This is a genomic window from Pseudomonas sp. E102 (assembly GCF_052660185.1).
Window position 1 is genome coordinate 647,218 of the sequence record NZ_CP084025.1, and the last position, 11,927, is coordinate 659,144.

The following is an 11,927-nucleotide window of genomic DNA, read 5'->3' on the forward strand; positions in this document are numbered from 1 at the left end:
TGTCGCGCAGCGTCATCTGGCGTCTCTTGCGTGGAATAAAAATAAAATGAATCAGCCCCAGACTTCCGTAGGCACCTGCCTCGATGTGCAGTCCTTCATCAACGCTCAACCGATCTCACGCTATCAGTGGCGCGTGGTCATTCTCTGTTTCCTGATCGTCTTCCTTGATGGCCTCGATACCGCGGCCATGGGTTTCATCGCGCCGGCGTTGTCCCAGGATTGGGGCATCGACCGGGCCAGCCTTGGCCCGGTCATGAGTGCCGCGCTGATCGGCATGGTCTTCGGCGCCCTGGGCTCCGGCCCGTTGGCCGATCGCTTTGGACGAAAACTCGTATTGGTCGGCGCGGTCGTGTTGTTTGGCGCGTTCAGCCTGGCCTCGGCGTTCTGTACCAATGTCGATCAATTGCTGGTGCTGCGCTTCCTGACCGGCCTGGGATTGGGCGCCGGCATGCCGAACGCCACCACTCTGCTGTCGGAATACACCCCGGAGCGCAAGAAATCCCTGCTGGTGACCAGCATGTTCTGTGGCTTCAACCTCGGCATGGCCGGCGGCGGGTTCATCTCGGCCAAGTTGATCCCGGCATTTGGCTGGCACAGCCTCCTGCTGATTGGCGGCGTTCTGCCGCTGATACTCGCGGTCGTGCTGGTGTTCTGGTTGCCGGAGTCCGCGCGTTACCTGGTTGTGCGTAACCGTGGCACCGACAAAGTGCGCAAGACCCTGGCGCCGATTGACCCAACGACTATCGCCCAGGCGTCCAGCTTCAGCGTGCCGGAGCAGACAACCGTGAAGGCGCGCAACGTGCTGGCGGTGATTTTCTCGGGCACTTACAGCGCCGGCACTTTGTTGCTGTGGCTCACGTATTTCATGGGCCTGGTGATCGTTTATCTCCTGACCAGTTGGTTGCCGACCCTGATGCGTGACAGCGGCGCGAGCATGGAGCAGGCGGCGTTCATCGGCGCGCTGTTCCAGTTCGGTGGGGTATTGAGCGCCGTTGGCGTGGGCTGGGCGATGGATCGGTTCAATCCGCACAAGGTCATCGGCATTTTCTATCTGTTGGCAGGGCTGTTTGCCTATGCGGTAGGGCAGAGTCTGGGCAACATCACCCTGCTTGCCACCTTGGTGCTGGTGGCGGGCATGTGCGTCAACGGCGCCCAATCGGCGATGCCGTCCCTGGCGGCGCGCTTCTACCCGACCCAGGGCCGGGCCACCGGTGTTTCCTGGATGCTGGGCATAGGTCGCTTCGGGGCGATTCTCGGGGCCTGGATGGGCGCGACCCTGCTGGGGCTGGGCTGGAACTTCGAACAGGTCCTGACCGCGTTGGTGATCCCGGCGGCCCTGGCGACCGTGGCGGTGGTGATCAAGGGCATGGTCAGCCATGCGGACGCAACCTGAGCCATAGAGTTTGAGCCTGTAAAAGACCTGTGGGAGCGCGCTTGCTCGCGATGGCGGTGGGTCAGTCAACATTGATGCAAGTTGATACGTCGCTATCGCGAGCGAGCTCGCTCCCACAGGGAATTTGCTGTGTCCTGATAAATAGATAGCCAAGCAACAATCTGTTCGATAAACGAACGCTCTGTCGATTATCGGATTGTTTTGCCCTCATCCCGAAGCTTAATCTTCAGTCATTCCGGCGCCTAATCTCGCGCCTTATTCATGTCGGTCTACTGGAAAACGGGAGCCTGCCCCATGGCTGAAATCCTTTCGCTGCACGATGCGGTGAAGCAGTTCGTCAACGACGGCGATACCGTCGCGCTCGAAGGCTTCACCCACTTGATCCCGACAGCGGCGGGTCATGAAATCATCCGTCAGGGCAAGAAAGACCTGACGCTGGTGCGCATGACGCCCGACCTGATCTATGACCAGTTGATCGGAGCCGGTTGTGCTCGCAAGCTGATTTTCTCCTGGGGCGGCAACCCTGGCGTGGGCTCGTTGCACCGGTTGCGTGACGCAGTGGAAAAGCAATGGCCGCATCCGCTGGAAATCGAGGAGCACAGCCACGCAGACCTGGCCAATGCCTACGTTGCCGGTGCCTCCGGCCTACCGTTCGCGGTGCTGCGGGCCTACGCGGGTTCCGACCTGCCGAAGGTCAACCCGCTGATCAAGAGCGTGACCTGTCCCTTTACCGGTGAGGTGTTGGCCGCCGTGCCTTCGGTGCGCCCGGACGTCACGGTGATCCACGCTCAGAAAGCCGACCGCAAAGGAAACGTGCTGCTGTGGGGCATCCTCGGCGTGCAGAAAGAAGCCGCCCTGGCCGCCAAGCGCTGCATCGTCACCGTGGAAGAAATCGTCGATGACCTGAATGCGCCGATGAACGCCTGCGTGCTGCCGACCTGGGCGTTGAGCGCCGTGTGCCATGTGCCCGGCGGCGCCCATCCGTCCTACGCCCACGGTTATACCGAGCGAGATAATCGTTTCTACCAAGCGTGGGACCCCATCGCCCGGGATCGCGATACGTTTAGCGCTTGGATCGACGAATACATTCGCGGCACCCAGGATTTCAGTGAGTTCCAGGCCCGGCTCGCAGCCGCTTCGCAGGTGAAACCATGACCTATTCCACCAATGAGATGATGACGGTCGCGGCGGCGCGGCGGTTGAAGAACAATGCCGTGTGCTTCGTGGGCATCGGTTTGCCGTCCAAAGCGGCCAATCTGGCACGGCTGACTTCGTCACCCGATGTAGTGCTGATCTACGAGTCCGGTCCGATCGGTGCCAAGCCCAGCGTATTGCCGCTGTCCATCGGCGACGGTGAGCTGGCGGAAACCGCGGACACTGTCGTACCGACCGGTGAGATTTTCCGCTACTGGCTGCAAGGGGGGCGTATCGACGTCGGTTTTCTCGGTGCGGCCCAGGTCGACCGTTTCGGCAACATCAACACCACGGTGGTGGGTGACTACCATCAGCCGAAAGTCCGCCTGCCCGGCGCGGGTGGCGCGCCGGAAATTGCCGGTTCCGCCAAGAGTGTGCTGATCATCCTCAAGCAGTCGGCCCGTTCGTTTGTCGACAAGCTGGATTTCATCACCTCGGTCGGACACGGCGAAGGTGGCGACTCGCGCAAGCGCCTTGGCTTGCCGGGTGCCGGGCCGGTGGGGATTATCACTGACCTGTGCATCATGGAGCCGGAAGCTGGCAGTCATGAATTCGTGGTCACCTCGCTGCACCCTGGCGTGACTCGCGAGCAAGTGATCGCGGCCACCGGGTGGGCGATCCGCTTCGCCGACCAGGTGCAGACCACCGCCGAGCCGACCGAGGTGGAGCTGCGCGCACTGCGTGACCTTGAGGCCCGCACTGCGGCCGCCCACGGGCAGACACCGGGAGAAGCCTGATGCGCGACGTTTTTATCTGTGATGCGATTCGAACCCCCATCGGCCGGTTCGGCGGCAGCCTGGCCGCCGTGCGTGCCGATGATCTGGCCGCCGTGCCGATCAAGGCATTGATGGAGCGCAACCCATCCGTGGACTGGAATGCAGTGGACGAGGTATTCCTCGGCTGCGCCAACCAGGCCGGCGAGGACAACCGCAACGTCGCGCGCATGGCGCTGCTGTTGGCGGGCCTCCCTGAAAGTGTTCCTGGCGTGACCCTCAACCGCCTCTGCGCTTCGGGCATGGATGCTATCGGGACCGCGTTCCGCGCCATCGCCAGCGGCGAGATGGAACTGGCGATTGCTGGCGGCGTGGAGTCGATGTCCCGTGCGCCGTTCGTGATGGGCAAGGCCGACGCGGCGTTTTCCCGCAACATGAAACTGGAAGACACCACCATCGGCTGGCGCTTCATCAACCCTTTGATGAAAGCCCAGTACGGCGTGGACGCGATGCCGCAGACGGCGGATAACGTGGCCGACGACCATGTTGTCTCCCGCGCCGACCAGGACGCCTTCGCCGTGCGCAGCCAGCAGCGGGCGGCAGCGGCCCAGGCGGCCGGTTTTTTTGCCGAGGAAATCGTGCCGGTGCGCATCGCCCACAAAAAAGGTGAAACCGTGGTCGAGCAGGACGAGCATCCACGGGCTGACACCACGCTGGAGACCCTGAGCAAGCTCAAGCCGGTCAACGGCGCGGACAAAACCGTCACCGCCGGCAACGCCTCGGGTGTGAATGACGGCGCGGCCGCGATGATCCTGGCGTCTGCAGAGGCGGTTAAAAAACATGGCCTGACGCCTCGGGGCAAAGTGCTGGGCATGGCCAGTGCCGGGGTGGCGCCCCGGGTGATGGGCATCGGCCCGGTGCCAGCGGTGCGCAAGCTCACCGAGCGCCTGGGAATGGCCGTCGCCGATTTTGACGTGATCGAGCTTAACGAAGCCTTTGCCAGCCAAGGCTTGGCGGTACTTCGGGACTTGGGGCTGGCGGACGATGCGCCGCAAGTCAACCCGAACGGTGGCGCCATCGCCCTGGGCCACCCGCTGGGCATGAGCGGGGCACGGTTGGTACTGACCGCATTGCATCATCTGGAAAAGACCGGCGGCAAGAAAGGCCTGGCGACCATGTGTGTTGGGGTCGGCCAAGGTCTGGCGCTGGCGATCGAACGCGTCTGACGGTCGTTTCACTAATAAGAAACCGAGGAATGCTTCATGACTGACAAGCCTGGTTACCGCCGCCCTCAAGTGGGCACCCAGCCGGAATACCTGCACCCGTCGTACCAGTCCACCAACCTGCGCTCGCCGTCGAAACCTTTGGTGTATCTGCCTCATTCGCTGTCGGAAATTACCGGCCCGACTGTGGGCGCAGATCGCATTCAGGAGAAGGACCACGACCTGACCGCCCAGCACACTGGCGAGCCGCTCGGCGAGCGGATCATCATTCATGGGCGCGTGCTGGATGAACACGGCGAGCCGGTGCCGGGCGTTCTCGTGGAGATCTGGCAGGCCAACGCCGCCGGACGCTACAACCACGACCGTGACAACCATGACGCGCCGCTGGACCCGAACTTCACCGGCACCGGTCGCACCGTCACCGACGCCGACGGTTGGTATCAATTCCAGACCATCAAGCCCGGCGCCTACCCGTGGGGCAATCACCACAACGCCTGGCGCCCGGCGCATATCCACTTCTCACTGTTCGGGCCGAGCATCCTGACGCGCCTAGTGACGCAGATGTATTTCCCCGGCGACCCGTTGCTGGAATACGACCCGATCTATAACTGCGTGCCGGACACCAGTGCCAAGGAACGCTTGATCGCCCGGTTCGACCTGGAAAAAACCGTCCCTCACTACGCCCTCGGTTATCGCTGGGACATCGTCTTGCGCGGCCGCGATGCCACGCCGATGGAGAAATAAGATGACGCTCAACGCCACTACGTCCCACACCGTCGGGCCTTACTACCACATCGGCCTGACCTGGCTGAACCGCGAAGACCTGACCGACGAGCAGACCCTCGGCCAAAGGGTGGCGATCACCGGGCAGGTGGTCGATGGCAATGGTCAGTTCGTCAACGACGCGATGCTGGAAGTCTGGCAGGCCAACGCGGCCGGCAAGTACGCCCACCCGGAAGACGACCAGGACAAACCCCTCGACCCGCATTTCGACGGTTTTGGTCGGGTACCGGTGGATGCCGAGGGACGTTTTCGTTTCACCACCATCAAGCCCGGCACCGTGCCGGGGCTGGGCGGCACGACCCAAGCCCCGCACCTGGTGGTGTTGGTGTTCGCCCGTGGGCTGGTCAAGCATCTGCTGACGCGGATCTATTTTGACGATGAACCCGGTAACGAAGCCGACCCGCTGCTGGCCTGCGTGCCGCAGGAACGACGCGGCACCCTCGTGGCCAAGCCCGATGCGTCAGGTGTGTACCAGTGGAACGTGATCCTGCAGGGCACGGATGCCGAAACGGTGTTCTTCGATTACTGAGTGAAATTCTCGGTGGCGAGGGAGTTCGCTCCCGCTGGCTTGCGACGCATTTCGTCAGACCAATCGCGCTGCCTGGTTTGCGACTGCTTCGCAGCCGAGCGGGAGCAAGCTCCCTCGCCACGGGTGTGATGCAAGCCCTGCGGGAGCGAGCTTGCTCGCCACGGGTGTGATGCAAGCCCTGCGGGAGCGAGCTTGCTCGCCACGGGTGTGATGCAAGCCCTGTGGGAGCGAGCTTGCTCGCGATAGCGTTGGTACAGGCGCTACTGCATGAAAGACTGTTTGTGGAACGGGACTGTTACGAAGTGTGTCTAGACGACGTCAGCCCCCAACGAGTGAAAAATCATGACCACCCCAACCAGCCACTACACCGGTGAAGAGCGCAGCAAGCGTATCTTTGCCATCGTCGGTGCCTCATCCGGCAACCTGGTCGAATGGTTCGACTTCTATGTCTATGCCTTTTGCGCCATTTACTTCGCGCCGGCATTCTTTCCGTCGGACAATCCCACCGTGCAATTGGTCAACACCGCCGGTGTATTCGCCGCCGGGTTCCTGATGCGGCCGATCGGCGGTTGGATTTTCGGCCGGGTGGCGGACCGTCACGGGCGCAAGAATTCGATGATGATCTCGGTGCTGATGATGTGCTTCGGCTCGTTGCTCATCGCCTGCCTGCCCACCTACAAGGACATCGGCGTCTGGGCGCCGGTGCTGCTGTTGCTCGCCCGTCTGCTGCAAGGCCTGTCGGTGGGCGGCGAGTACGGCACCACTGCCACCTACATGAGCGAAGTCGCCCTGAAAGGCCAGCGCGGCTTCTTTGCGTCGTTCCAGTACGTGACGCTGATCGGCGGGCAGCTGCTGGCGGTGTCGCTGGTGGTGATCCTGCAACAGTTCCTCAACGAAGACGAGCTGCGGGCCTACGGCTGGCGGATTCCGTTCGTGGTCGGCGCCGTGGCGGCAGTGATCTCCCTGTTCCTGCGCCGCTCACTGAAGGAAACCAGCAGCAAGGAAATGCGCGAAAACAAGGACGCCGGCAGCATCGCTGCACTGTTTCGCAGCCACAAGGCCGCCTTCATTACCGTACTGGGCTACACCGCCGGTGGTTCGCTGATTTTCTACACCTTCACCACGTATATGCAGAAATACCTGGTGAACACCGCCGGGCTGCACGCCAAGACCGCCAGCTACATCATGACCGGCGCGCTGTTCCTTTACATGTGCATGCAACCGCTGTTCGGCATGCTGGCGGACAAGATTGGCCGGCGTAACTCCATGCTCTGGTTCGGTGGCCTTGGGGCGCTGTGCACGGTGCCGATCCTGCTGACACTCAAAAGCATCAGCAGCCCGTTCCTGGCATTTGTCCTGATCACGTTGGCGTTGGCGATCGTCAGCTTCTACACCTCCATCAGCGGTTTGGTGAAGGCTGAAATGTTTCCACCGGAAGTGCGCGCGCTGGGAGTAGGGTTGGCGTATGCGGTGGCGAATGCGATTTTTGGCGGTTCGGCCGAATACGTCGCCTTGAGCCTGAAGGCCCAGGGCATGGAGAACGCCTTTTATTGGTATGTCACGGTGATGATGGTAGTGGCGTTCCTGTTCAGCCTGCGCCTGCCCAAGCAGCCGGCGTATTTGCATCACGATCTTTAAGGCTTGCTTGATTCATTGTGGCGAGGGGATTTATCCCCGCTGGGCTGCGCGGCAGCCCTCTCTTGTGAGCGCTTCGCACTCAAGCGGGAGCAAGCTCCCTCGCCATAACTGCATCTATTTTCTCAAGGAATGTTTATGAGCGAACGACCGGGCAATCAGCTCTTCGATGCCTACTTCACCGCCCGCGACATGCGCGACGTGTTCTGCGATGCGGGGCGGGTGCAGGCCATGCTGGACGTCGAAGCGGCACTGGCCCGGGCCGAGGCGCGAGTGGGGCTGATCCCCCACGAGGCGGTGGCGCCGATCGAGAACGCCTGCCACGCCCACCTGTACGATTTCGGCGCGTTGAGCGAAGCGATCGCCAGTGCCGGCAATTCGGCGATCCCGCTGGTCAAGGCGTTGGGCAAGCGCATCGCCATCCAGAGCCTGGAAGCTGAGCGGTACGTGCATTTGGGTGCCACCAGCCAGGACGTGATGGACAGCGGTCTGGTGGTGCAACTGCGCCAGGCGCTTGGGCTGATCGAAAACGAACTGGCGCAACTGGCCGACAGCCTGGCCCGACAAGCCGAACGCTACGCCGCGACGCCATTGGCCGGGCGTACGTGGTTGCAACACGCCACGCCGGTGACCCTGGGCATGAAGGTCGCCGGTTGGCTGGGGGCGATCACCCGCAGTCGCCAACGCTTGCGCGAGCTCAAGCCGCGCCTGCTGGTGCTGCAATTCGGCGGCGCTTCCGGGACGCTCGCTGCCTTGGGTGAGCACGCGCTGCCAGTCGCAGAGGCGTTGGCCGCCGAGCTGCAATTGAACCTGCCGGAGCAGCCGTGGCACACCCAGCGCGATCGCCTGGTGGAGTTCGGTTCGGTGCTGGGCCTGATCGCCGGCAGCCTGGGCAAGTTGGGGCGTGACATCAGTCTGTTGATGCAAACCGAAGCCGGCGAAGCGTTCGAACCCTCGGCGCCGGGCAAGGGCGGTTCGTCCACCATGCCCCACAAACGCAACCCGGTGGGCGCGGCCGTGCTGATCGGCGCGGCGACGCGCGTGCCGGGCTTGTTGTCGACGCTGTTCAGCGCCATGCCCCAGGAACATGAGCGCAGCCTGGGGCTGTGGCACGCCGAATGGGAAACCCTGCCGGAGATCTGCTGCCTGGTATCCGGCGCGCTGCAACAGGCGCGGCTGCTGGCCGACGGGCTGGAAGTGGATCCGTCGCGCATGGCCCGTAACCTGGAGTTGACCCAAGGGCTGCTGCTGGCGGAGGCCGTGAGCATCGTCCTGGCCCAGCGTGTGGGGCGCGACACCGCGCATCATCTGCTCGAACAATGCTGCAAGCGTGCCGTGGCCGAACAACGGCACCTGCGCGAAGTGCTGGGGGACGAACCTCAGGTCACCGCGCAGCTATCCACGACCGAGCTCGATCATCTGCTCGACCCGGCCCACTACCTTGGACAAGCCCAGACCTGGGTCGCCCGAGCCGTGGCCGAACACCTTGCCTTGAATGCCTGAAAGGAGATTGTTGTGGGATTCGTCAAACTCGCCGAGGGCGATCTGAATTATCGATTGGACGGGCCGGAAGACGCGCCGGTTCTGGTGCTTTCCAACTCCCTGGGCACCGACCTGCACATGTGGGACGAGCAGATCCAAGCTTTCAGCGAACACTTTCGCGTGCTGCGTTTCGACACGCGTGGTCATGGTCAGTCGTTGGTGACCGAAGGCCCCTACAGCATTGAACAGCTGGGGCGCGATGTGCTGGCCATGCTTGATGCCTTGAGCATCGACAAGGTGCATTTCTGCGGATTGTCCATGGGCGGGCTGATCGGCCAATGGCTGGGAATCAACGCGGGCGAGCGGTTGTTCAAACTGGTCATCTGCAACACGGCGGCCAAGATTGGCGACCCGTCGGTGTGGAACCCGCGCATCGAAACCGTGCTGCGTGACGGCCAGGCGGCGATGGTGGCCTTGCGTGACGCGTCGATTGGCCGCTGGTTTACACCGGACTTCGCCGAGGCGCACCCCGCGACGGTAAAGAAAATCACCGACATGCTGGCTGCCACCTCGCCCCAGGGTTATGCGGCAAACTGCGCGGCGGTGCGGGACGCCGATTTCCGCGAGCAGTTGGCGTCGATCCGCGTGCCGTTGTTGGTTGTGGCGGGCACCGAGGATGCGGTGACACCGCCGTCCGGTGGGCATTTTATACAAGAGCGGGTCAATGGGGCCAAATATGCCGAGTTCCGCGCCGCGCATTTGTCCAACGTCCAGGCCGGCGCTGCGTTCAGCGCGCGGGTGCTGGATTTCCTGCTTGATTCTGGCCGGGCCTGAGGAGTTTTTTGTGGACGAGAAACAACGTTACGACGAAGGCATGCAAGTGCGCCGCGCCGTGCTGGGCGATGCCCACGTGGATCGCAGCCTCAACGCCCTGACCGAATTCAACAGCGAATTCCAGGAGATGATCACCCGTCACGCCTGGGGCGACATCTGGACCCGCCCGGGACTGCCGCGCCATACCCGCAGCCTGATCACCATTGCCATGCTGATCGGCATGAACCGCAACGAAGAACTCAAGCTGCACCTGCGCGCCGCCGCCAACAATGGCGTCAGCCGTAGTGAGATCAAGGAAGTGATCATGCAAAGTGCGATTTATTGCGGCATTCCGGCGGCCAATGCCACCTTCCATCTGGCCGAATCGGTCTGGGATGAACTGGGTGTCGAATCGCGGGGTTAGGGCATACCTCGATTCCTGTGGGAGCGAGCCTGCTCGCGAAAGCGGTGGGTCAGCTTGCATCGATGTTGGATGTGATGACGCCATCGCGAGCAAGCTCGCTCCCACAATGATCTCCAGCGGCCATTGAATCTACGTCCACCGCCAGTCCCCTGTGGGAGCGAGCTTGCTCGCGAAAGCGGTGGGTCAGCTTGCATCGATGTTGGATGTGATGACGCCATCGCGAGCAAGCTCGCTCCCACAATGATCTCCAGCGGCCATTGAATCTACGTCCACCGCCAATCCCCCTGTGGGAGCGAGCTTGCTCGCGAAAGCGGTGGGTCAGCTTGCATCGATGTTGGATGTGATGACGCCATCGCGAGCAAGCTCGCTCCCACACTGATCTCCAGCGGCCATTGAATCTACGTCCACTGCCAATCCCCTGTGGGAGCGAGCTTGCTCGCGATGACGGTGGTACAGCCTCCATCCATCTTTGGTTTTTACAGCAGGCTGATCGGATAGCTGACAATCAACCGGTTCTCATCGAACTCGTTGGTACTGAAGTCCCTACGCATCGTCGAATTACGCCATTTCACGTTGAGGCTCTTGAACACGCCGCTCTGCACCGTGTAGGCCAGCTCACTTTCCCTGCCCCATTCCTTACCGTCGTCGACCGTGGCGGTGTGAACGTTGTCACCGCTGATGTAGCGGTTCATCAGGGTCAGGCCCGGCACGCCGACGGCGGCGAAGTTGAAGTCGTGGCGCAGTTGCCAGGATTTTTCCCTGGCGTTGTCGTAGCTGGAGTTGTAGCTGTCGTTCGCCAGGGTGCCGCCGCTGGTGCCGTTGACGCGCATCCAGGCATCGTCGCCGCCGACTTTCTGCAGGCCGACGTAGAAGGTGTTGCCGCCGTATTTGGCGGAAAGCATGGCGAAGGCGGTTTTGTTGTCAAGGTCGCCGGCCAGTGCGCTGCCGTCTTCCTTGCCGGTGAAGTAACCGAGGTTGGCGCCCAGGGTCCAGTCGCCGATCGGCTGGCTGTGGGTCAGGTTGAAATATTGCTGTTGGTAGATGTCGGACAGTTCCGCGTACCAGACGCCGACCTGGGTGCGTTTTTCGTTGAAGGCGTATTCGCCGCCACCGAAGTTGAAACGGTCGGAGGTGAATGCACCGCGGCCGTTCATCGACATGTCTTCCATGCTCGCGTCGTTACGCGGGCTGTTGGCGCGGAACTGGCCGCCGTAGAGGTTCAGGCCGTTGATTTCGGTGGAAGTCACCTGGCCGCCACGGAAGGTTTGCGGCAGGGAACGGCCATCGTCGGAACGCAGGATCGGCAACACTGGCATCCACTCGCCGACTTTCAATTCGGTCTTCGAGACCTTGGCCTTCAGGGCGACGCCCAGGCGACCGAAGTCATCGGCCGGGCGGCCGTCGTCGTGCACCGGCAGCAGCTGGGTGCCGGCCGTGCCACGACCGCCGTCGAGCTTGACCGAGTACAGGCCCAGCACGTCAACGCCAAAACCGACGGTGCCCTGGGTGAAGCCGGACTTGGCGTCGAGGATGAAGCTCTGGGTCCATTCCTCGGCTTTGCCCTGGGCATTGTCCGGGTTGGTGAAGTTGCGGTTGATGTAGAAGTTGCGCAGGTTCAGCGTGGCTTTGGCATCTTCGACGAACCCCGATTCCGCCGCCAGGACGGGGAGGGCGGTGCTGGTCAGGGCGACGGCAATGAGGCTGGGGAACAAGTGCTGTGTGGGCTTCATGGGCGTTG

The 11,927-nt window shown here is 62.4% G+C and carries 11 protein-coding genes; 10 read left to right on the top strand and 1 reads right to left on the bottom strand.

What is annotated here, in order from left to right; translation table 11 throughout:
- The first annotated feature begins 46 nt into the window (after positions 1 to 46).
- The 10 genes from DOCECA_RS03135 to pcaC all read left to right on the top strand — a co-directional run bounded on the left by DOCECA_RS03135 (position 47) and on the right by pcaC (position 10,189).
- Positions 47 to 1,393: an MFS transporter gene (locus DOCECA_RS03135; protein ID WP_434562714.1), complete on the top strand. Its 1,347-nt coding sequence runs from the start codon at positions 47 to 49 to the stop codon at positions 1,391 to 1,393.
- 294 nt (positions 1,394 to 1,687) lie between these two features.
- Entirely contained in the window at positions 1,688 to 2,548 is an 861-nt protein-coding gene (locus DOCECA_RS03140) for a CoA transferase subunit A (RefSeq protein WP_420764440.1), read from the top strand.
- Positions 2,545 to 3,324, top strand: coding sequence for a CoA-transferase subunit beta (locus tag DOCECA_RS03145; protein WP_420764441.1), 780 nt, complete (start codon positions 2,545 to 2,547; stop codon positions 3,322 to 3,324). The genes DOCECA_RS03140 and DOCECA_RS03145 overlap by 4 nt, the downstream gene beginning before the upstream one ends.
- Positions 3,321 to 4,526: a 3-oxoadipyl-CoA thiolase gene (gene pcaF, locus DOCECA_RS03150; protein ID WP_434611535.1), complete on the top strand. Its 1,206-nt coding sequence runs from the start codon at positions 3,321 to 3,323 to the stop codon at positions 4,524 to 4,526. Before DOCECA_RS03145 ends, pcaF begins: the two co-directional genes overlap by 4 nt.
- Before the next feature lie 36 nt (positions 4,527 to 4,562).
- Positions 4,563 to 5,267, top strand: a complete 705-nt coding sequence (gene pcaH, locus DOCECA_RS03155) for a protocatechuate 3,4-dioxygenase subunit beta (RefSeq protein WP_420764442.1) — start codon at positions 4,563 to 4,565, stop codon at positions 5,265 to 5,267.
- Between the two features lies 1 nt (position 5,268).
- Positions 5,269 to 5,835, top strand: coding sequence for a protocatechuate 3,4-dioxygenase subunit alpha (gene pcaG, locus DOCECA_RS03160; protein WP_420764443.1), 567 nt, complete (start codon positions 5,269 to 5,271; stop codon positions 5,833 to 5,835).
- A gap of 342 nt (positions 5,836 to 6,177) precedes the next feature.
- The gene (locus tag DOCECA_RS03165) at positions 6,178 to 7,473 is read left to right on the top strand and encodes an MFS family transporter (RefSeq protein ID WP_434650163.1); all 1,296 of its coding nucleotides are present in this window, start codon (positions 6,178 to 6,180) and stop codon (positions 7,471 to 7,473) included.
- A 135-nt stretch (positions 7,474 to 7,608) separates the two neighbouring features.
- Complete coding sequence (locus DOCECA_RS03170) at positions 7,609 to 8,973, top strand: 3-carboxy-cis,cis-muconate cycloisomerase (protein WP_434650164.1); 1,365 nt, start codon at positions 7,609 to 7,611, stop codon at positions 8,971 to 8,973.
- Positions 8,974 to 8,985: 12 nt separating this feature from the next.
- Entirely contained in the window at positions 8,986 to 9,786 is an 801-nt protein-coding gene (pcaD, locus tag DOCECA_RS03175; RefSeq protein WP_434650166.1) for a 3-oxoadipate enol-lactonase, read from the top strand.
- 10 nt (positions 9,787 to 9,796) lie between these two features.
- Positions 9,797 to 10,189 carry a 4-carboxymuconolactone decarboxylase gene (gene pcaC, locus DOCECA_RS03180; protein ID WP_030142291.1) on the top strand — a complete coding sequence of 131 codons (393 nt, stop codon included), beginning with the start codon at positions 9,797 to 9,799 and terminating at the stop codon, positions 10,187 to 10,189.
- Between the two features lie 476 nt (positions 10,190 to 10,665).
- On the opposite strand, the gene DOCECA_RS03185 is transcribed toward pcaC, so the two are convergent.
- Complete coding sequence (locus DOCECA_RS03185) at positions 10,666 to 11,919, bottom strand: OprD family porin (protein WP_445571432.1); 1,254 nt, start codon at positions 11,917 to 11,919, stop codon at positions 10,666 to 10,668.
- Positions 11,920 to 11,927: the final 8 nt, after the last annotated feature.